Genomic DNA, 22565 nt, shown 5'->3' on the forward strand with positions numbered 1-22565 from the left:
GAGCTTGCTGACGTGCCGGGTGAGATGGCATCACCCTCGAGACCGATTCACCCGGGTGAAGACGGACCACGGCGTGGCCGACGGGATGGCAGCGTCAATTCCGGTCAACGGCGTCGCTGCTTTACAGAACTTCCGTCTCTCACCGGCGGCAAGAGATATGTTCCGCGATGAGCGGGACGTCGTCAGTGTCGGAGTGGAGGCGGCCAAGGCGGCTCGCCGCATAGTGCCAGCAGCGCGTTCTCGATCAGCTCGGATAGAGCCGGGTGGATCCAGTACTGACCGCGTGCCATGTCTTGGGCGGTCAGGCCGAACCGCATCGCTTGGATCAGGGGTTGGATCAGTAATGAGGCTTGGTGCCCCATGATATGGGTGCCGAGGATCAGACCGGTGTCATCGTCGACGATGATCTTGGCGAAGCCAGTCTTGTCTTCCAACGCCCATCCGTAGGCGACGTCTGCGTAATCTTGCACCTTCGACTTGACGTTGTAACCTTGTGCGCGGGCCTCATTTTCAGTTAGGCCGACCATCGCGATCTGGGGATCGGTGAACACCGCCGCCGGCACGTAACGGTGATCGGCTCGCATCAGCGTATCGGTCTCGTCCGAATCGGCCAGCAGGTTGTGCTTGACCACGCGGGCCTCGTGGTTGGCAACGTGCTTGAGCTGGTATGGCGAACTCACATCACCCAAGGCATATATGCCGCGCGCGGTCGTACGTTGGTATTCGTCCACGCTCACCAGACCGTCGACCACCTTGACCCCAACCAATTCGGCGTCGAGCAAGTCGCCGTTGGGGATGCGGCCGGTCGACACCAGCAAAGTGTCCGCGTGAAGTCGTGAACCATCGTCAAGATGTAGGGTGATTCCAGAGTTGTCTTCGACGCCACCGACCACGTTACAGTGGCTCCGAATATGCCAATTCTTGCTGGCGATATCGGTGAAGCGTTCACACAGGGTGTCATCGCACCGTCTGAGCAGCGTCCCGCCACGGATGACCAGCGTGACCCGAGATCCCAATTCCGAGAAGATATGTGCGAACTCAGTGGCGATAAAACCGCCTCCGACGATCACCAGGTGCTCGGGCAACTTCGCGATGCGCATGATGGTGTTGCTGGTGTGATACTGCACCCCGCACCTGGTGATCGCGTCTGGCACGGTGGCACGGGCGCCCGCGGCGATGACGACCTGGTCGGCGCTGAATTCGTCTCCGTCATCCGTGCGCAGCCGATAGCGCCCGTTCTCCATGGTCTGGCCGAACCGAGTGTGGCTGTTGAACAACTCAACGTTCGGCGAAGAACGGCGGTATTGCTCACCGCTCACCACCAGTGGGTCGATGCGGCCGAAGATTCGTGACACGATGTCGTTCCAACGGACACCGTCGACGCGCGTATCAACACCGAATAGTGATGATTCTCTGGCGGATTGCGCAATATCGGCTGCATAGGCGAACATCTTTGTCGGGATGCAGCCGACGTTGATGCAGGTACCACCGAAGACACCCTGCTCGCAGATCGCGATGCGTCTGTCAGCGTAGCGCTCATCGAGGATGGTGTTGCCAGATCCGGTGCCGATGATCGCTATGTCGAAATGGTCCATGGCCGAAACCTCGTGACCTGCTTGGATTGCGCGGTTGCGGCACGGACGCCGTTCGGCCAATCGACATCGCAGTCCGGTCGGCTCGTGATGGTGTCGGACGAGCGGGGGTAGTGCCGGTCCCCGACCTGTTTCTCAGTTACGCGCACCTGTTCACGCATCCGCGTTTCATTTTGCGCCAACGTTTTCCAACACCACTGCCACGGCCTGCCCGGAGCCGATACACACCCCGATCACCCCATAACGGGCACCTCTTTCACCCAGTTCGGTCGCCAGTGTCAGCAAGTAGCGAGTTCCCGTGGCCCCGAAGGGATGTCCGATCGCTACCGCGCCACCGTTGGGTGTGAGCTTGTCGTCTGGCACCACGAACCCGTCCAGCTGGTTTGGCAATTCCCGCAGGACGCCGAGCGCCTGGGCGCTGAACGCCTCGTGTACCTCCCACACGTCTATCTGCTCGGGGACAAGCCCTGCCCGGCGGATCGCGGCCGGGATCGCCCATGCGGGGGCCACGCCCATTATGAGCGGGTCGATGCCATAGACCGCGCTCGATACCACTCGGGCCACCGGTTCGATGCCTAGTTCGGCTGCTCGGTCCCCAGAAGCGATGACTACGGCGCTGGCACCATCACTTAGCGGCGAGGAATTGCCCGCCGTCATCTGGGTGGTGCCGGGCTGGGCGGGTAGAGCCTCCAGCGCCTCGGCGGTCGTGTCATCGCGGACGAACTCATCGTGTTCAGCGACCCGGGCAGGTGTCTTCCTCATCGCGGGGATCGTCACGGGCATAATCTCTTTGGCCAGCCGACCTCGATCACGGGCGGCCTTAGCGCGTTGATGGGATCGCAGTGCGAAGGCGTCGATCTCCGCGCGGTTCAGTGAGTAGCGGTCGGCGACATTTTGCGCGGTCTCGATCATGCTGATGTATGCATTGCGGGCCAGCAACACCGGGTTCGGCGGTCCTCCAGCCCCGCTCCACATGGTGTCGAGCATGAAAACAGGCCCTCGGGGACTGAACGCGGCGTCGCCCTTCATCAGCGCCCAGCCCGATCGAGACATCGACTCGACTCCACAGGCAATACCCAGGCCGAGGTCGCCGGCCTTGACCGCGTGGCTGATGCTCACCGCCGCGGTTAATGACGAGCCACAGAACCTATTCACGGTGGCTCCGGCCGCGGTGTCAGGGAATCCGGCAGCCAATGCAGCCCACCGCGCGACGTCGCCCATGCCCTCGTGGGCAGGATTGACGCAACCCGCCAGGATGTCTTCCACGGCATCGAGTGGCACGCCTAGACGGTCGCACGCGCCCCTCATAGTCATACCCAACAAGTCATCGGCCCGAATACCCGACAGCGTGCCGCCATAGCGTGTGAATGGGGTTCGTACGCCACCCAAGACGTAAGCCTCAGTCATCGATGCCCTTTCCAATGCGTAGAACTGGGGCGATGTAGCCCACTTAGCCCGCCGGCATCAGCTCCTCTATGAGGCTGCCCCTGGGTAGGGTGAGTCGTCGTCACCCCAACCTTCTTATCGCCCGGGTGATTAGCTCGAGGCGTGCTTGCTTACTAGCGACGATTCGTGACCGTCGACGTCTGGCGCGGCGCCGGCAGGCGAATCACAACAGGCCGAGTTCTCGCGCCCGGCTGACCGCAGCGCTGCGGTGTTCAACGCGGAGCTTGCGGTACAGGGCGCGCTGGTGGGTCTTCACGGTATTGAGCGAGACGTACAGCCGCGCACCAATCTCGCGCCGCGATAACCGGGTGGCGAGCAGGCGAAGAACCTCAAGCTCTTTCGGGGTCAGCTCCTCACCGCCCGCGACGCGCGCGTCGCGCGAAGTCGCCGCGACGCCGACGCGCCGCTCGGCCGAAGCGAACAGTTCCGAAGCGATGCCAGCGTCCGCGCAACCGCGCACCAGGGCGCCGACCTCTTCGCGGATGGCCTGCGCGGCCTGGTGATCGCCTAGATGCTCCGAGATCTCCGCTCTGACCGAAAGCGCCTTGGCCACCTCGAGGATTGCTCCACCTTGGCGGGCAGACATGACGGCCATGTCGGCGGCGACCACCGCTGCGGCTGCGTCACCACGGAGACGGAGGAGTTCGGCGGTGGCAACCGATACCATGACGTCCACGAGGTGTTCCGCATCCGCCAGGTCCCGTGAGCTGCCGGAGGCCCGGCGGATGTGACGCTCGGCGTCCGACAGCTGGCCACGCTCGGCCGAAATCAGCGCCAGATGACCCAATGCGTAGATGCGGGCGCGACGATCACCCGCCTTCTCGGCCAGCTCTACTGCCCGCTGGAAGGCGGCTTGCGCCTCCTGGGTATTGCCCGAAAAGTACAGCGCTGACCCGTGGATGCAGTAGGCGGTTGATCGGCCCAGCGGCGCTCCGCCCAGTTCGAGGGTGATCGCCCCGCGAGCCGTCTCGAGCGCCGCGGCGACTTCAGCCGTCTTGAACGAGTGAAGCGCGCGCAACACGGCGAGTTGAGCGCCGATCGCGCCACCATCGCCGGTGTCGACCGCGGAGCCGGTCTCGACTGCATCGATCCACTCGGCGGCGTCATCGAGTTGACCAACGCTTAGGGCGATCCAAGCGCGGGCCACGCTCAGCCGCGGATCCCGTGCAACGGTCTCCTCGGGAAGCAAATCAAGTAAGCCGGATACGGTCGACACGCCGCCCCCGCTGACTTCGTCGACCCAGTCCGCGGCGATCAGATCAGCACTGCGCTCGATGTCACCGCTGGCGACCAGGTGGCGCACCGCCTCATCGATGAGGCCCTCGGTCTCGAACCAGGCTGCGGCTCGTCGGTGCAGATCGCCGACGAGCCCGGGCTCGCTGCGACGCAACTCCGTGCGCAGCAACTCTCGGAACAGCTGGTGATAGCGGTACCAGTGACGAGATGTGTCCAATGGCACCAGAAATAGGTTTTCGCGTTCGATCTCATCCAAGACTGAGGCCGAGTCAGAAGTTTGGAGCACCGCGTCACACAGCGGACCGCTGAGTCGTCCCAAGACAGACGTGCGTAGCAAAAAGCTGCGCAGGTGCGGCGGCTGACCGTCGAGCACCTCGGCCATCAAGTAGTCGACGATATGACGGTTGTCGCCCGCGAACGTCTTTATGAACGTGGGGGTATCGGCACGCCCGGCCAGCGAGAGCGCGGCAAGGTAGAGGCCGGCAGCCCATCCCTCGGTGCGTCGGTGTAATAGCTGAATATCGGCGTGCGCCAAGTCCAAACCGAGGACGTCGTTGAGCAGATGCTCTGCCTCCGCGGGCCCGAAACGTAGATCGTCGGTTCGCACTTCGGTGAGGTCCCCGCTGGCCCGCAGCCGCGCTAACGGCAGTAAAGGATCCGACCGGGTAGCCAACACCAAGTGAAGATTCGCCGGCAAGCGGCTGATGAAGAATCCCAGCTGCTCATGAACGGCCCGATTCGTCACCAGGTGGTAGTCATCCAGTATGAGCACCATCGGGCTGGCGATCGTGTCCAGATCGTTTAGGAGGGTGGGCAGTACGACCTGCGCCGGATCGGCGCCCATCGCGAGGAGTTCGACCGCGCGGATCCCCACCCCGGGGCTGATCTCTTGCAGCGCGGCGACCACGTACATCCAAAACCACACGGGGTCGTTGTCGGAGGAATCAAGCGACAGCCAGCCAAACCGCTGACCCTCGTCCGCGGCCAGGGCCCACTGCGCCAGCACGGTGGTCTTCCCCCAGCCGACCGGCGCACTCAACAGGGTCAGCTTGCGGCCGCGGCCAGCGGACAACATGTCCAGCAGGGCGGCCCGCTTAACGAGCTGGACCCCGATGGCCGGGACGTGCAGCTTGGTGGCGAGCAGAACTGCTCGCGCGGCGGCCTCTCCAGCGCGGTCGTCGCCGCGTCCGGCTGAGCCGGTCATGTCCGAACTCCGGAAATCCGCCGGACCCAGCGGCCGGGCGGGAAGCCTCGGCGTTGACACCTCTTGAGTGGGCGCTGGCGGCTTGGCATCCCAGGTGTTCTCTGCAGGGTCGGGCGGGCTCGTTCTGCCCGGCAATCGCGGAGATCCTATTGAATCAGATCCGTTCTGTTCGATTACCTCCGGCGCACGCCGGCGGTGCCCGTTGCGGCTGGCCGACCCGACTGCCGCCAACGGCTCAAGAATTCTTTCGTGACCCGCGCTCGCGATGTGCCCGCTCACCGTTTTTCTCCTCTTTTCCCTTCGATGGGATGACTCCTCCAACTGATGACACCTCGGTGGGCGGATGGTGAGCGTCTCATCATGAGGTGATCGAGCGTCTCAAAGTGAGACGCTGTGGGACGTCCGGAGGGCGGGCCGGCCGTCGTCTTCCCCCTGCTCATGGTCGTCGGTTCACCACCACGTACCCAGCGGCGCCGAGCGCCACCGGCATCACCAACATTTTCCACGTCGTGCTCACGGTCGATCTCTTAAATCCTCTGTGTCGTTGCCGGCTCGCGCCGTTCGCGGTTGATCGGCGGGGGTTGCGGCGATTCAGAGCTCAATGAATACGTTGGCAGCGCGCGCACCACGGCCACCATCGCCCAATGGGTGATCTTTAGGGCCGGGTCGGTGTATACCTAGGCGCCTTGATAATTGGCGGACTGGTCAATCCGAGCGGCGCATGCGTTCCCCCGGCTGGGAGATCCACGTAGCGAACCAGGGCGGCGATGTTATCGGCCGGCTCACAGGGGGCCGTCGAGCCGTTGAATGGGATTCGGCGGGCTGAGACGCGCTCACCGCAGCCCCAGCCCGCCGAATGGTCAAATGGCGACGACGCTCGGCTTCGATGGGCGATGATTTCCTCGACTGCGACGGCCGCCTTGCGCGACTCAACTCGCCTGTGTGTCGAGACGTACAGTCCTGCTGCAGGTTCGGCGAGCGAGTCGGTGTGACCGGCGGTCATCGCGACACCATCGTGTACCCGGCGACACCGAACACCACTGGCACCATCGCCAGCATTCCAAGCGCGGCATTCAACATTCTTCGCTCTTTCACTTGTGTGCTCACCGGTTCGGTGTGTGGCCTAGTTGAGCCGTCGCCTTGGGTGAGAACGTGATTTGTTGTCGACCACAACGGTCGTCGTGTGGGCGGCGGAAAACCATCGCCCAAGGGTTGATGTTTAGGGCCGGATAGGTCTAGCAGTAGGCCAACGCCGCAAACCCGTTGAAACAAACTGCACAGAAGACGGTTCTAGATGGCCGTCTCAGGCGGCAGGGCCGCTCACCTCCGAGGCATTCGACGAATCGAGCTGAACGCGGCCATGACTTCGGCGGCATAATCGCGAAGCTGGACCGGACTTGGCGATTGAGACACGAAACTCCGTCGCGATGTTCTCAATGTCAGTCGCGAAGCGTGCCCGCGGCCGCTTCGTAGGCGTGTTCCAAAACGGACGGCCGAACATCAGATGGTCCTTGCTCATCGGTCAACGGGGGAACTCGCCCGATCCGACTGCGAGAAGGCCGCTCGCTTACAACGTGATCGCTTGTCCGCCTGATGGTCTCGGGCCGGGAGTCAGAACCAACATCGCGTGGCGATTGGCATGACCGAATCCCGCTACAGAAGTGGCTTCGCGGTCATATCTGCAGTCACACGCTTTGAATTACAGTGGCTCGCAGTGGTTTTGCGCTCACCGGCGGTTCTACGGCTACGCCTCGACCGTCCCTCGGCTCACTAGATGACTAGCTGTCGACTACAACGCCCCGAATTCAACGTCCGTCAATCGGAGCCGCGCATGATCTGCGCCAACTGGGCGCGCGAAGTAATGCCCAACTTGGCAAAAGCGTTGTGTACGTGGGTTTTCACCGTGTGGGGAGACAGGTGCAGCTCGGTGGCGACCGAGCGGTTGGTCGCGCCTCCGGCGATCAGGTTGATGACCTTCAGTTCGGAGTCGGTGAGGCTGTCAAAGCCGGTTTTTGCCCGGGGGTGCGTAACGATGCGCCGTTCCACGCCTAAGCGGCGCAACGTGCGGCCGACCCGGCGGGCATCGGCGGTCGCGCCGCACTCAATGTAGGTGTCGAATGCCGCGTTCAGCTGGTCGAGTGCCTCGACGTTTCGCTGTGCGCGACTCAGCTCGGCGCCGGCGTCCTCGGCAGCGCTTGCGTAAAGAAGCGGCCGCGCCAACGAACGAAGCGACTTCGCTGCAGCCACTAATGCCTGGGCATCGCGTTCGAGTATCCCGCGGGCATACCCGGTGACCGCGGTGAAGAGCGGCACCGCAGGCCGCTCACTCTCAAGCATCTCGATTGCCTGCAAGACCCGTGCGCGCAAGCCGGCGTCAGCCGCGGCTGATGCCACTTGCGCGCTCAAGATCAGCCGATCTAAGGCATAGACCTGCAGTGGTGTTCCGAGTAAGGCGATGTCGCCGCCGAGCCAGCGCACCGCCTCATGAACGTCGTCGCGTTGCCACGCCGCCAGCGCGAGCACATACGCCGCTCCGCGACGGATTGCTGGTGAGCCGGTAGAGTAGGCAAAATGTGCGTCATTGGCCATCTGCTGCAACATGTTTCGATCATCCGTGCGCACCGCCACCGAAGCCATAATCACTATGCGTAGCAGGTCCGGTTCGCTCACGCCCGCCGGCTCTGGGGGCGGGAGTGGGTCAGCCGCGTCGAGAGCGGCCGACAACCGGCCCGCAGCGAGGTGGAAAATCCCGCCAATGACAGTCCACATATTGAGGACCATCGCGTTGCCTTCGCGGCGGGCCTGCCGGGCGCCGTCGGCGACCCGGTCCGCCGCGTCGTCCAACCGGCCGAACACTGCCAGCAGAATTGCGTAGTACATTGCGGCATAGTGATGTGCCAGGGCGGCATCATTCGTGTAGCCCAGCGAACAAAGTTGTTCGAAACGGCCGAGGGCGCGGACCCTATGGCCGTCACCAACGTCGAGCAAAGCGAGGGTGATCTCGGCCATGATCGTGGCCTCGAGATCACCTGTGGCTGCTGCTGCGGCGGCGGCCTCGTTGGCTGCCGTGCGCTGTTGCCCTCTTTTGTCCTGCAACACAAGGTTGTAGGACAGCCACGCCAGGTGCCGTGCCCGGGTGACCTCGCTGATGTCGCTCAACTCGAGGGCTCGGCGATTCTCCTCCACCCGCCGCTGGGCACTGTGTTTGGTGTGCGCCCGGAGTCGGAGGCGGATTTCGGCCTCGGCTTCGGGCGAGACGGCCTCGGAGAGTGCCGCGACGGCCAATTGCTCGGCCTCGCCGTGGCGGCCGGCCCGGTTGAGCCACTCCACCGTTTCGGCGACCAGGGGTCCGTGCTGAGCGTCGTCGGCGGGCAACAGCTCCAGCGCGCGCTTGCTCAGGTCCGCGGCCGCGCTCGCGTCGCCGCGGCCAACCGATCGGGCGGCTTGGCGCAGTGCCTCGATCGCCTCCCGGTCGCCTGGTTCGGCGCTGCGTGCCAGCTGGGTGGCCACCTCGGCCGGGGTCGCGCCGATACTCAGCATGACCGACGCGGACTGGCGCTCCATCGCCCGCCGCAACGACTGCGGCAACGACTGTCGGGTCGCCTCCCGCAGCAAGTCGTGCCGAAACCTCAACTGCTCACCGTCTTCGACGAATAGATCCGCGCGGACCGCCTCCTCCAGCGCCGACAGCAACGAGGTCGGCGGCCGGTCCAGCATCGCGGCCAGCAAGCCTGCCGAGAACCGATCCGGCAGCACTCCGGCCACGCGCACCACCTCCGAAGCGCTATCGGAGAGGAGATCCAGTCGTTGCTGCATACCCACGCCCAGCCGTCGCGGCAGCGCATCTCCGGTGGCCACCGCCCGTCCGCCGCTGACGTTCAGTCGGTCTTCCTCGTCCAGACCCTGCACAAGCTCGCTGACCAAAAAAGGGTTTCCGTGAGCCTTGGCGGCCAGGTTCAAGAGAGACTCATCCGCGGTCGCCCGCACGACGTCTTGGACCATGTCGGCGACCGCATCCGGCATCATGGCCCCCAGTCGCAGAATTGTGGCGTTCGCGCGTTGGAGCACCGACAACGTCTCTTGCACCGCCGAGCCGCCGGCCCCGGTGCGGGCAGTCAATACCCACAACACCGCCGCATCTGGCCGCGCGGTGGCCAGCGACCTCAGCGCCAGCAGCGTGCCGTTATCGGCCCAGTGAATGTCCTCCAAGAGAATCGCCAGCGGGCTCTGTGCGGCAGCGGCATGAATCGCGTCGGCCAAATCGTGGACCACCCAGTAGCGCAGATCGGCCGAGCCGCCTAATTGGCGCAACGCCTCGGTGTCTCCCACCGGGGGATCAGCGTTGAGAGTGGCCATGAACAACGAAAAAAACGGCACCGTCTGCTGGTACTCGAACGCCTCCCCGAACAAGGTGCGTACCACACACTTCTCGGCCAGGGTTAACACCTCGGTCAGCAACCGACTCTTCCCGATGCCGGGAGGTCCTTCGATGACCAATACGCCCCCGCGGCCCTGGGCTACCGCGTTAACCAGTGCGCCGATCGTTTTCAGCTCGTCTGCCCGCCCTCGAATCGGCGGGGTGACCAGGCGTTGGCCGCCGGCGTCAAATAGGCCGGTCGGAGGCCCCATCGGGTGTCCTGTCTAGCGCTCAATTACCGAAATGCCATTGCAGTGCACGTCATTGTAGGCCGTGCACGGCCTCCAGCAGATTTGCCGTCGATCATTCAACGCCGCGGATGAGCTGGGTCAATTGGGCTCGGGAAGCGATCCCGAGCTTGGCGAACGCATTGTGCACGTGGGTCTTCACCGTATGGGGTGAGAGGTGCAGTTGCGTGGCGACGGAGCGGTTGGTCGCGCCCTGTGCGATGAGGTTGACGACCTTGAGCTCGGAATCGGTGAGGCTGTCCCAGCCCGTTTTGGCCCGCGGGTGCATGACGATGCGGCGCTCCACGCCCAATCGGCGCAGTGCGCGGCCGACCCGGCGGGCATCGGCCGTCGCTTCGCAGTCGATGTAGGTGTCGAAAGCCGCGTTGAGGTGGTCGAGCGCCTCAAGGGGACGCCGTGCGCGACTCAGCTCGCCGCCGGCGTCCTCGGCCGCGCCTGCGTAAAGGAGCGGCCGCGAAGAGGAGCGCAGCGCGCTCGCCACCGCCGCCAACGCATCGATGTCGCGCTCGAGTATCCCGCGGATGTGTCGGGCGACTGTGGCGAACAACTGAACCACGGGCCGCTCGCGCTCGAGCATGTCAGCGGCGTCCAGGAGACGCGCGCGCAGGCCGGCGTCGCCCGCGGCCGACGCTATCCGCGCGGTCAAGGTCAGCTGATCCAAGATCGTCGGCAACACCGGCGTCATCAGAAGCGAGATATCGCCGCCGAGCCAACGCACCGCTTCGTGAATGTCGTCGCGCTGCCACGCCGCCAGCCCCAGCACGGCCGCGGCCCCGCGACGTACGGCGGGTGAACCGTCGGCGTAGGCATCGCGCGCCTCGTTCAACATCTCGACCATCGAGGTTCGGTCGTCGGTGCGTGCCGCCACCTCCGCCAGGGTGAACATGCGCATCGCGGTGACGAAGGTCGACCCCGTTCGCTCCGGCGTTGGCAGACCCTCGGTGACGGCGCGCGCAGCCGACAGCCGGCCCGCAGCCACCTGCACGACCCCCGACGTCAGGTCCCAGATGTGAAGCGCCATGCCGTCGCGTTCCTGCTGGGATTTCTCTCTGCACTTCGCGACCAGGATCGTCGCGTCTTCCAATCGTCCGACGACGGCGAGCAGGTTTGCCAGGTGGCATGCGGCGAGGTTATGGGCGGTCATATCGCCCACGGGGGTCAGGGCTTGCAGTTCCTCGACGCGATGTAGTGCCTGGCCCGCGTACCCACTCGCGCAGTCGAGGCAGGCACGTGCTACTCCGGACAGAATGCTCGCCTCGGGGTCGCCGGTTGCTGCGGCGGCGGTCGCTGCCTCGCTGGCGGCCGCGCTGTCGTGTCCTTCTAGGCCGTACATCGCCAGGTTGTACGCCAGCCACGCTTGATGCCGCGCCCGGGTGACGTCGCTGATGCGGGGCAGCTGAAGTGCGCGGCGGTTGTCTTCGATGTGTTGCGTTGTCGTATCGGTGATCGGCGTCCGGAGCCGGAGAAGAATCTTGGCCTCTTCTTCGGGCGCCGGGGCGGCAGACAGGGTGGTGCTGGCCAACCTTTCCGCCTCCTCGTAGCGTGTGGCCCGATTGAGCAGCACGATCGTTTCTGTGACGAGAGGCGCGCGCCCTGGGTCATGGGCGAGTTGGAGCTCCAACGCGCGCTTGCTCAAATCCGACGCAGCGCCCGGGTCGCTGAAGGCCAGAGACTGTGCGGCATCGCGGAGCGCCGCGATCGCGGCCCGGTCGCCCACCTCGGCGCTGCGGGCGAGCTGGGTTGCGACCTCCTCGGGCGACGCGCCCATGTCCAGCATGACATTCGCCGATTGCCGTTCCATGGCTCGGCGCAGCGACTGGGGCAACGACTGTCGCGTCGCCTCCCGCAGCAGATCGTGACGAAACCTCATCTGTTCACCGTCTTCGATGAGCAGGTCCGCGCGGACTGCCTCTGCCACCGCCGGTACCAGGGCTGCCGGTCGGCGTTCCAGCATCGCGGCGAGCAGACGGGCCGAGAACCGGTCAGGCAGCACCGCGGCTACCCGCACGACTTGGCCAGCAGCGGGGGAGAGCTGGTCGAGCCGTTGCTGCATCGTGTCGCTGAGCCGCCGTGGCAACGTGTCCCCGGTGGCGACCGCGCGGCCGCCGCTGACGTCGAGCCGGTCCTCCTCGTCCAGTCCACGCAACAACTCGGTGAGCAGGAACGGGTTGCCGTGCGCCTTGTCGGCCAGACTGAGAAGCGACGCATCCGCATTGGCTCGCACGGCGTCTTCCACTATGTCGGCGACCGCGCTAGGTGTCATGGCGGTCAACCGCAGGAACGTGGCATCCTCGCGTTCCAGCGCGGTCAGCGTGTCGCGAACGGCGGGCCCGCCGGCGCCGGTTCGCGCGGTAAGCACCCACAGCACCGGGTGCTCGGGTCGCGTCGCGGCCAGCGAGCGCAACGCCACCAGGGTGGCGTTGTCGGCCCAGTGGATGTCCTCGAGAAGGATCGCCAAGGGTTTTCGGGATGCGGCCGCGTGTATGGCGGCTTGCAAATCGCGCACCACCCAGTAGCGCAGATCTGCCGACGTGCCTAAGCGACGCAGCGCCTCCGCGTCACCGACCGGCGGATCCGCGCGCAGGGTCGCCATGAACAGCGAGAAAAACGGCACCGTCTGCTGGTACTCGAACGCCTCGCCGAACAGCGCCCGAACACCGAACTTTTCGGCGAGTGCCAAGACCTCGGTCAACAGGCGGCTCTTTCCGATGCCTGGCGGCCCCTCGATGACCAGTACGCCCCCGCGCCCCTGAGCGACCGCCGCCATCAGCGCGTCGACCACCTTCAGCTCGTCCGCCCGCCCCCGAATCGGCGGTATGCGGACCTGCCCCGACGGCCTCGCAGTGCTCATACGAACCGGCACCGCCCGACGTGAAGTAGGCGGGCGGAAGACCTCCCCGTCGTCTCGTCCACAGTTCTCGCCAGCGCTAGCGCTGGTAGTTAGTGTAGACGGGTTTGTCAGCGCCATTCGCTGCGATTCGGTTTCGACCGTCATGCTGCCCCCTGGACTTCCACCGACAGGTAGTCGGCTATGCCGTGTGCGGCGGGCCAGTCACCATCGCGCACCGCACAGCCGAGCAATTCTGCTAAAGGACTGCAGGCGCCCAACTCGGCCAGCCATGAGGCCACCGTCGCCCCGATCTGATCTGCCCGGACGCGGACGGTACGGCCATCGTGTAGGCGATCGGTTAGCTGATAGGTAGTCATTACTCCACCCCTTTCGCCGGATCGTGTTGTACCTGTGGCGCTGCACCGGGCGGCTCGTGCCGGGATGGCCGAGTCAGATCGGTTGACAGCCGAGCGGCCATTGCGTTCGACGCCGTGTGCCGTTGCTGCCGCAACTCACCCTTCCGATCGGTCCGGTGTATTAGCTGACGTGACCAATGAAACCGCTGCGGGCGTATACTGAGCGTCTCAATCTGAGCAGGGTTGCGCGTCTCAATCTGAGACGCGCGCACTTGGGGGCGGCTGCGCCGCTCGGTCGGGGAGCGAGGTCCATGCATCGATGAGCTCGCGGGCCGACACCCAAACCGACGTTCGCCGACTCAGGGAACGGTTCGTGTGCGAGGGGACCTTGGAGGCGAAGGCCGCCAGGGAACAGTTCCTGTCCGTGGAGACGCTTGGCCCGGTGCGCTCACTCGGTGAGGAAGGCATTCTGCAACCCAGTGTCCTGGATTCTTGGCGTCGGTCGCAGGCCCTTCGCGTACACCCCGACAGGGTCGAGCTCCCGTATGTGCGTGAACCCAATACCGACTCGCGGTTGGCGCGCGCGGCCGCGCCGGTGCTGCAGCGCGTCACCGATGACCTGGCTGCGCAAGCTGTCAGCGTCATTCTGACATCAACGGACGGGGTGGTGGTTGAACGGACCGCCGCAGAGGTGTCCATCCTGAACGCGTTGGACACGGTGAGCCTCGTACCGGGTTATAGCTTGGCTGAAGAAGTGGCGGGCACCAACGGGATTGGCACCGCACTAGAGACTGGGCGGCCGGCCTTCATCCGTGGTGGCGAGCACTACGTCGCTATGTTCACCGGTTTCTCCTGTGCAGGGTCGCCGATCCGAGATCCCGTCACGCGCAGGGTAATCGGCGCCGTAAATCTGAGTTGTCCGGCCGACGAATCCTATCCACTGTTGCTCGCGTTGGCGACCAGCGCCGGTCGTCAAATTGAGGATCGCATGCGGGCGGTGGCTCATGAGGGTGAGACGGCGCTCTTGGAGGCGTACCTACGGGAGGCGCGGCGGTCTTCGAGCGGGGTCGTTGCGATCGGTGGCGACGTGGTGTTGATCAACCCCTATCTGCGTCGCGCACTGCACGGCAACGATCAGACCGTGCTGCTCGAACACGCCTCGGATCTACTCAGCTCCACACTCTCGGGCACGGCGCTGGCTGTTCTGCCAAGCGGGCATATCGCCAAAATCACTGTCGCCGACCGCTCCGCGATACGCGGCGGCCGAACCAATGTTGTTTTCCACGTTGATCTTTCGTCCCAGACAAGCTCGCAACACCGAAAAAACGCCCGTTCGGCGGACACTCACATCCCTGGCCTGGCAGGCCGCGACGGCGCATGGTTGCGCTGCTGCCAACAGGTGCGGCAGTGCTGCAGCGACCGGCATTGGGTGATGATCGAGGGAGAGAAGGGATCCGGTCGGGCGCGGCTGGCCCAGGCGGCGGGGCAACACGTGAACCCGAGCCGATCCGTTCGGGTGCTGCGCTCCGAGACGTTTCCCAACGCGACGCGTCTCGTTGCCGAGCTGGCGGCTGAGTCCGGCGATGAGGACTTCGTGGTGGTGATCGCCGATGTGGATGCCATAGATAGCGACACACTCGAATCGATCACCTCGATGCTGGCCATGCGCGCAGGCCGGGGCTGGATCGCGGCGACCAAGAGTTCTGCGCCTCCCTCAGGGCCGATCAAGCAGCTGCTCCCACTGTTTACCCACACCGTCACCGTGCCGGCGCTGCGGCACCGGATCGACGACCTCGAAGAATTGGTACCGCTGTTGCTGCGCGAGATCACCCGCGGCGCCGATGTGCAGCTGGCGCCCGATGCTATGCGCCAACTCAGCAGGCTGCCGTGGCCGGGCAACGTCGCACAGCTGCGGCGGGTCCTGATCGAAACCGTTGCCCGCCAACGATCGGGCATCATCAGCGCCGACAAGTTGCCACCGGAGTGCCGTTCCATCACGCGGCGGAAGCTGACCCAAATGGAAGCCCTCGAGCGCGACGCGATTGTTCGTAGCCTGCAAGACAACGGCGGCAACAAGCAAGAGGCGGCTCGCGCCCTGGGAATGTCGCGGGCGACCATCTACCGCAAGATAAACGACTACGGCATCGCGTAGGGTCTCTACGCTGGCCGGTCCAAGCTTGGCCCATGATCATCAGCGCGGCGCGCCGCTCGTCATTTGCTCCCACAATGTGCACACACAGCACCCCAGTCGGCGTTGGGCTGCTGAGCGGGAGGCTGGAATTCGGTGGGGTCGGAGCCGAAGCCGTGCAGCAGGATCACCCGGGTGAATCGGCGACCCGGACGATGACACCTCACCCCGGCTATCGCCAGGATGTGCCCTATGGCAACAACAGTTGACCACGGTCCCGGTGTGGGTCCCGATTCATCCTTCTGGCAGTGGGGTTGGCAGTCGTCATCGTTATTCCCGACCCAGCCAGAGCCCGCCGACCTACGCGTAATGCCATGAGGCAAGTCTTGCTGCGGGCATTGGTGCTTCCGGCATCGTGGGCAATCGGGATACTGCTTGCGGGGTGGATCGTTCCCGCAGTCTTGTTGTCAGCACCGGGGTTCATCGTCGCCGTAGTGGTGTTTGCGGTAACGCAGGCGATCCTGTCCGTGTGGATTTTGAAATTGTCCCATCCGTATGCGTCGCTGCTCCTTGGGGGCACCGGGCTGGCATTGACAATCGTCGCGTTGATCCTGGCGTCGGCCTTGACGCACGGGCTCGCTATTGACGGCACGGCATCCTGGCTGGCCACGACGGTTGTGGTGTGGCTCGTGACAACGATTGGGGCGATTACGCTGCCCGAGTTGCTCACCCCGGCCTGACCAAATATTGATATCTCGTCCGACGACAGAGGAGCCGCAATGGGCGACACGCATGACGATCCGACGGACCACTCCCGGACCACACAACCGCACGCGGGTATTGCGATGAAGGACAACTTCATCTGGCCCGGGTTGGTCCTGCTGATCGTAGCGATGTTCGGCCTGATCAGCACGGCGGCAGCGGCCGCCTATCGACATTACGAATGGCTTTCTACCACCGTGCTCATCGCCGTCCTGGGCACGGTCGCCGGAGCGCTGTGGCTGGTCATGGAGGATCGCCGCGTGACCCGCATCGATGCGCGGTGGGACGCCGCGCACCTTGGTAGTCAGGCGCGCCCGCGCGCACGATGATCACAAGGGCGGAGCACTCCTTCGGCAGTGACGTTCACGGCGTTAAAAAACGCGCCGTCTGAGCACCCGTTAGTGTTATGTTGCAGTCCAATATATTTCGCATTTCTGTTTGTTTCGATAGTCCCTGCGGGGAATCCTCCATGATGTCAACCATTTTCGATCCCTACGAGCGGCTTGGTGACACAATCAGCCGAGTCTCGGCGGCTCAGAGATCCGCCGAAGACCGTTGTCGGCGTGCGGCTCCCGCTTCGCACGATGCCGCACCTCGACAACTAGGCTGCCAGGTCTGCAAATGTGGAGGCAGCCGTTCCCTACGTGGGTGGGTGGTCAAGTGACTGACCTATACCCCGCGTCCTGCGGTCGCTGCGTCGCCAAGTCCCTATGGAGTGAATCGCCCCCGCCCGACGCCCGCTTCCGGGCTCTTCTTCCCTAATCGCCGTTACCGCAATCGCAAAATCGAGTACTGCCTCACCGCTCGCGTTAACCGGAATAACTGCCGAATCGCCCGGGTGAATCAGTTTGTCGGGTGATGACCACTCATCCCACCTCAATGAATGCTGGCTTAACAGATCGCGGGCGCAGGGCAAATGGAGCCCGACCATGTACCCGATCTGCGTTCGGAACCCCATATGCAAGCAATGGGTCGCGGTGACAGCGGACAACCTCGCTGCGTTAGCCACCGCAGAAACCATCGCCACAAAATCGGAGAAACCAGATGAAGCGTCGCCAATTTCAACGACCGCCTGCTGAATACGCATCCAGCGCCGCGCGAACACCATGGCTGCCGCATCGAATCCGGGATGTAGCCGCGTCTGCCCGCCGGTGGGCCCATCGGAAAGGAGGTTCCGTGATGGAGGCCGTGCCGGCGATCGAAGATCAACTTCACGCACTGCAGCCAATCTGTAGTGCCCAGGGCGTGTCGACCGGCATTGCGTGCGGTGCGCCGGCAGTCGCGGTGGCCGAGATACACGCCGTCGACGGATGTGACGAGATGGGACTAACCCCAGACGGCGACCTCGTCGAGACGCTCTGTGAAACCTGCCTGGCTACTGTGCAATGGGCGATGGCGACCTACGTCGGCGACAAACGCGAGGTGGCGTCCCGATGCGGCACACATCCGGCGTGCACCACATGCGGGCGCCCCACCGGGTACCTGCGCAGTGTCTTTGCTGTCCGCTCGATCGGGCTCGAGGGACTGGCACCATGACCCGATTACGAATTGCCTCCCTGTTTGTGGCAGTGGCGGCCGGTGATTATGCGGTCCTCATGTTGATCAATGGTCAGCTAATCGATTTCGGCATCACCGCCGCCGTTTGTGCGGGATCCTCGGTTGCGGCCGGGATGATCGCATACGGGAGTAGGCGACACCGCAAGGCGCTGGCGCAGGGACGAGCGGCCGTCTGGCGGTGCCGTGACCAGCAGGTGGCCGCCGCCGGCCAACAGTGTCCGTTATGCGGAGGCACACGCCAAAGGCCAAGTGAATCACCCAGATTCGCCGATCGCCAGAGTGCGAGCTTATGTCGGGCATGCGCGCCGGCCGTCAACCCGGAGCCGGCACGATGAGCGCGGAGTCTGGCCCGGCGCCAGTTCTGCTGACTGAGGCGTGGAAGTATTGACATGAGCGCACCCGCCACCGCGTCGGGCTCAGCACACCTCGGTCTGCGAGCACCCAGGGCACGAAAACGTCAGCGGTATCCGTTCCGCGCGGACGCCATCGTGGATGTCATCCAGGACGGTCCGAGCATGGGCGCGCGCATCGCCTGGCTGAGCGCCCGGCTGATGATCCGGCCCGCGTTGAACGTGGGCAGCTACCTGCCCTCGGCGCCGTGGCCATGGGGCGTCGTCGAGTTCGCCGCCCGTGCCATTACGCCGGTACCAGGTGCGGTGCGCGTTGCCATCGGGCTGGCTCATTGCACCGCGCAGCTTATCCGTGCCGCCGGAGTGCTGCCAGCCGACGGCACCCGCCGGGCCGTGCTGTACCTGCATGGCGGGGCGTTCCTCACCTGCGGTGCCCACTCGTACGGCCGACTGGTGAGCACGCTGTCCAGTTTCGCCGACAGCCCCGTGCTGGTGCCCAACTACCGTAAGCTTCCGAAACATTCGATCAACGACGCGATCAACGACTGCTACGACGGCTACCGGTGGTTGCGGCGAAAAGGTTACGAGCCCAACCAGATCGTGCTGGCCGGCGATTCTGCCGGGGGCTACTTGGCGCTCGCGCTGGCGCAACGCCTGCTCGCATGCGGTGAGCAGCCGGCAGCGCTGGTGGCGATGTCACCGCTGCTGCAATTGGCCACACAACCCAGAGCGACCAACCCCGATATCAGCTCGGATGCGATGCTCCCACCGAGAGCGTTCGACGCCTTACTTGGCTTGATCACCCGCGCCGCAGCACAACGCGGTGCCAGCGGGTATTCCGACGCGGTCTACGAGCCGCTTGATCACATCCAACCCGGACTACCACCCATGTTGATCCATGTGTCCGGTGGCGAGGTATTGCTCCACGACGCGCAGCTGGCGGCTCAACGACTGGCCACCGCCGGGGTGCCCGTCGAAGTCCAGGTATGGCCGGGCCAGATCCACGTGTTCCAATTCGCCGCGCCGATGATTCCCGAAGCCACCCGTTCACTGCGCCAAATCGGTGACTACATCCGCGAAGCAACCGGATAGCCAAGGGCCCCTGAGGTTTCGAAGATGGATTTCGGGGCGTTGCCGCCGGAAATCAACTCCGGTCGCATGTATTCGGGGCCGGGTTGCGGGTCGATGCTGGCTGCCGCCGCGGCCTGGGAAGGGCTGGCTGCCGACCTACACGTCACGGCGGCCTCCTATCGATGGGTGATCTGCGACCTGACCGGCGCGGCTTGGCTCGGTCCCGCCTATGTGGCGATGACGGCCGCCGCCGAGCCCTACGCCTCGTGGCTGACAACAACTGCGGTGTTGTGCGAGCAGGCCGCCACTCAGGCCGCGGCCGCCGCAGCCGCCTATGAGGCCGCGTTTGCGATGACGGTGCCACCAGCGATGATCGCAGCCAATCGCGCGCAGCTGATGTCGCTGATCGCGACAAACATCCTCGGTCAAAACACCCCGGCAATTGCGGCCACCGAGGCCGTCTACGGCGAAATGTGGGCCCAGGACGCCGGGGCAATGTATGAGTATGCGGGCGCGTCGGCTGCCGCGTCGGCGTTACCGTCGTACACCTCGCCCACGCCCACCACAAATCCGGCCGGGGTCGCCACCCAGGTTGCTGCAGTCGCGCAGGCCAGCGCTACGCCCGCCGGCATGGGCACCCAGACCATCGTGTCGACAGGCTCGCAGCTGCTCTCCGCAGTGCCGAATGCACTTCAGGGACTTGCGCTGCCTTTACCGGCCGAGGCCGCCGCATTCCCATCGCTCATGCAATTGTTGAGCTTACTGAGCCCCGTGAACCCGACCATTGCGTCGGCTTCTACCGCCATCACTTCGACTGGCATGGCCGGGTCGTATGCCGGCCTCGGATATGCGGTGCACTACGACCCAGATGGTGCGAGCAAGCTGGATGCCATACTCCAACGTTTGGGCGCGGTCCCGGGGGGTTCAGGAACAGGCGCAGGCAGTGGTGTGCAACCCAGAGCGTCAGCGGGTCTGGGCCGGGCCTTTTCAATCGGCGCGCTGTCGGTGCCCCCGAGTTGGACCGAAGCCATCCCGCCGATCAGACAGGTCGCGGTAGCGTGGCCGAACGCCCTTCCCGGTGCCGCCCCGACGGTCCTGGCAACGAGCGCGGAAAACCCGTTCAACGAAATGCTCTTGGCGAGTGCGGCCGTACGCGGGATCCGCGGCGTTCCCCCTCAGCGGCGGCCCACGATCACCATGACTGTGACGCCGCGGCCGCCGGATGGCGATGACAGGCGCTGACACCGCGCCGGCTGCGGCGGAATGCTGACCCTCGCCGTCTTAAGTAGGGCAGCAGCGCTCGAAGATCTGAACCCAGAGTCCTCCCGTCGCTGGGCCCACTCGGGGTATGCACTCACCCGGGTGAATTAGCTCGCCGGGTGATGACGACTCACCCCGCGTCGGTGAACGCTGAATCAGCAGCTGGCGAGCGGAGGATTAAGTGCAGCCGACGATGTACCGGATCTGCATTCGGGGCCGCCTGACCGAGCGGCTCGGGTCCGCATTAGAAGGGATGAGCCTCGAGGCCGGTCCGACCGAAACCAGATTCACTGGTGAAATCCGCGACCAGTCACAGCTTTACGGACTCCTCGACCGGGTCCGTGATCTAGGCCTTGAGCTCGTCAGCGTCCAACCGCAGTCCGCGGCAGACCCGGCGACAACAACCAACATCAGGAAGGACGTGTAATGCAAGCCATCACTGTTTCAGATCGGGACGCCGGTGTCGCCGGCCTGTCACTGACCGACCTGCCTTATCCCCAGGCTGCCGACAACGACGTCGTCGTGCGGGTACACGCCGCCGGTTTCACACGCGGGGAGCTTGACTGGCCACACACCTGGATCGACCGCGCAGGCCGTGACCGGACGCCGAGTGTGCCCGGCCACGAGCTTTCGGGCGTCGTGGTTGAGTTAGGGTACGGTACAACGCTTTTAAGCGTTGGTCAGCGGGTGTTCGGGCTCGCCGACTGGGCCCGCAACGGGTCGCTCGCCGAGTACATCGCTGTGGAAGCCCGCAATCTCGCACCGCTGCCGATGGACATCGACCATACTGTGGCGGCGGCGCTGCCGATCTCCGGATTAGCCGCCTGGCAGGGCCTGTTCGACCACGGCCGCCTCGTACCCGGACAAACGGTTCTGATCCACGGCGCCGCGGGTGGCGTTGGGTCGATAGCGGTGCAGCTGGCTCGCGACGTCGGTGCGCGCGTCATCGGTACCGGCCGGACCGCAGACCGAGACCGGGCGGGGGAGGTCGGTGTCCACACCTTCGTCGACCTGGAGACCGAAAAGCTAGAGGACGCCGGCGAAGTCGACGTGGTGTTTGACGTGATCGGCGGAGAGGTCCTCGACCGATCGGCTGCTCTGGTGCGGGCTGGCGGAACGCTCGTCACCATCGCCGAGCCGCCAAAGACCCAGCCGCGCGACGGGCGGGCAGTTTTCTTCCTGGTCGAAGCCGATCGCGCCCAGCTGGCCGAGCTCGCCGTGCGAGTACGCGATGGGCGCCTCAAACCGGTGGTGGGTGCCGTACTGCCACTGGCCCAAGCCGCCGCCGCATTCGCTAACGGCAAGCGCATCCCTGGCAAGACGATCCTGCGGGTCGCGGAAGATTGAAAAAGGAACCATCCGTGATCGGGCGGCGTGCACGCGTGCTACTGGGAGGTGACTTACCTGCATGCCGATCCGCCGAACCTGTTGGGGCAGAGCAGGGCTAGGCGGGCGAGCGCCGTCGCGGTCAGCTACCGGTGCCGGTGACAGGGCGCGAGCCGTCGCCGGGCGTGCGCGGGTCAGCCCAAATCGTGCATCACATCAGCTGGTCGCCAAGACATCCGAAGGGAAGGCAGCCAAATGGCCCTGAAAATATCACTCGCCGCACTGACTATTGCGGTGATGCTCGCGCCCGCGGCCCATGCCGAGCCGGCGCCAGAGAGTTCGGATCAAAACCCGGTTGTCCGACCGGTTTTCAATCACCTAACCAATGTTCCGGGCAAATCACTTGAGGCAGTGACCGTCAGCTATCCGCCCGGAGCAAAAAGCGGAGCTCACCACCACGCGAAATCGGCATTCATCATGGCCTACGTGATTTCCGGAGCGATCCGCAGCCAAGTCGAAGGTGAGCCTGCACGCGTCTATCACGCGGGTGACACGTGGAGTGAAGCCCCCGGCGCGCACCACACGATCAGTGAAAATGCCAGCGCCACGGAACCCGCTGAGCTACTCGCCGTCTTCCTACTCGATACGGGAGACGCCCCGCTAACCACGGCCGACAACGCGAAAAAATGAGCCGACGCGTTTGCGGTCCGGTTTGGGTTGCTCGACATCAACGATTTGCCGACATCATCCATCTCCGCGATACGACACAGCTGGAGCAGTTC

The 22565-nt window shown here is 64.7% G+C and carries 14 protein-coding genes; 8 read left to right on the forward strand and 6 right to left on the reverse strand.

Translation table 11 applies throughout. From position 1 onward, the window contains the following. Positions 1-182: 182 nt before the first annotated feature. The 6 genes from mtr to A5678_RS26360 all read right to left on the reverse strand — a co-directional run bounded on the left by mtr (position 183) and on the right by A5678_RS26360 (position 13350). Positions 183-1595 carry a mycothione reductase gene (gene mtr, locus A5678_RS07405; RefSeq protein WP_068040389.1) on the reverse strand — a complete coding sequence of 471 codons (1413 nt, stop codon included), beginning with the start codon at positions 1593-1595 and terminating at the stop codon, positions 183-185. A gap of 165 nt (positions 1596-1760) precedes the next feature. Beyond that, positions 1761-2999: a thiolase family protein gene (locus A5678_RS07410; RefSeq protein ID WP_068040392.1), complete on the reverse strand. Its 1239-nt coding sequence runs from the start codon at positions 2997-2999 to the stop codon at positions 1761-1763. 202 nt (positions 3000-3201) lie between these two features. Then, entirely contained in the window at positions 3202-5478 is a 2277-nt protein-coding gene (locus A5678_RS07415) for a LuxR C-terminal-related transcriptional regulator (RefSeq protein ID WP_068040394.1), read from the reverse strand. A 1815-nt stretch (positions 5479-7293) separates the two neighbouring features. Continuing rightward, positions 7294-10107 carry a LuxR family transcriptional regulator gene (locus A5678_RS07420; protein WP_068040395.1) on the reverse strand — a complete coding sequence of 938 codons (2814 nt, stop codon included), beginning with the start codon at positions 10105-10107 and terminating at the stop codon, positions 7294-7296. 91 nt (positions 10108-10198) lie between these two features. Beyond that, positions 10199-12994 (reverse strand): LuxR family transcriptional regulator, encoded by a 2796-nt coding sequence (locus A5678_RS07425; RefSeq protein ID WP_068040397.1) that lies wholly within the window; start codon positions 12992-12994, stop codon positions 10199-10201. 140 nt (positions 12995-13134) lie between these two features. After that, a complete protein-coding gene (locus A5678_RS26360) occupies positions 13135-13350 on the reverse strand; it encodes a hypothetical protein (RefSeq protein WP_082945429.1) in 216 nt (71 codons plus the stop codon). Positions 13351-13717: 367 nt separating this feature from the next. Between A5678_RS26360 and A5678_RS07430 the strand changes: the two genes are divergently transcribed. The 8 genes from A5678_RS07430 (at position 13718) to A5678_RS26365 (ending at position 22473) form a co-directional block, all read left to right on the forward strand. Then, positions 13718-15481, forward strand: a complete 1764-nt coding sequence (locus tag A5678_RS07430; RefSeq protein ID WP_304528360.1) for a sigma-54-dependent Fis family transcriptional regulator — start codon at positions 13718-13720, stop codon at positions 15479-15481. Positions 15482-15831: 350 nt separating this feature from the next. Next, a complete protein-coding gene (locus A5678_RS07435; RefSeq protein WP_068040400.1) occupies positions 15832-16197 on the forward strand; it encodes a phage holin family protein in 366 nt (121 codons plus the stop codon). A 39-nt stretch (positions 16198-16236) separates the two neighbouring features. Next, entirely contained in the window at positions 16237-16548 is a 312-nt protein-coding gene (gene usfY / locus A5678_RS07440; protein WP_197502067.1) for a protein UsfY, read from the forward strand. A gap of 850 nt (positions 16549-17398) precedes the next feature. Further along, complete coding sequence (locus tag A5678_RS07445; RefSeq protein WP_231983595.1) at positions 17399-17755, forward strand: phosphoenolpyruvate carboxylase; 357 nt, start codon at positions 17399-17401, stop codon at positions 17753-17755. A 410-nt stretch (positions 17756-18165) separates the two neighbouring features. Then, positions 18166-19218 carry an alpha/beta hydrolase gene (locus tag A5678_RS07450; RefSeq protein ID WP_068040405.1) on the forward strand — a complete coding sequence of 351 codons (1053 nt, stop codon included), beginning with the start codon at positions 18166-18168 and terminating at the stop codon, positions 19216-19218. Positions 19219-19242: 24 nt separating this feature from the next. Beyond that, the gene (locus A5678_RS07455) at positions 19243-20439 is read left to right on the forward strand and encodes a PPE family protein (RefSeq protein ID WP_068040407.1); all 1197 of its coding nucleotides are present in this window, start codon (positions 19243-19245) and stop codon (positions 20437-20439) included. A 444-nt stretch (positions 20440-20883) separates the two neighbouring features. Next, the gene (locus A5678_RS07465; protein WP_068040409.1) at positions 20884-21804 is read left to right on the forward strand and encodes an NADP-dependent oxidoreductase; all 921 of its coding nucleotides are present in this window, start codon (positions 20884-20886) and stop codon (positions 21802-21804) included. Between the two features lie 234 nt (positions 21805-22038). Beyond that, positions 22039-22473, forward strand: coding sequence for a cupin domain-containing protein (locus A5678_RS26365; RefSeq protein WP_082945432.1), 435 nt, complete (start codon positions 22039-22041; stop codon positions 22471-22473). Positions 22474-22565: the final 92 nt, after the last annotated feature.

The organism is Mycobacterium sp. E2733 (assembly GCF_001667585.1).
Lineage (GTDB): Bacteria > Actinomycetota > Actinomycetes > Mycobacteriales > Mycobacteriaceae > Mycobacterium.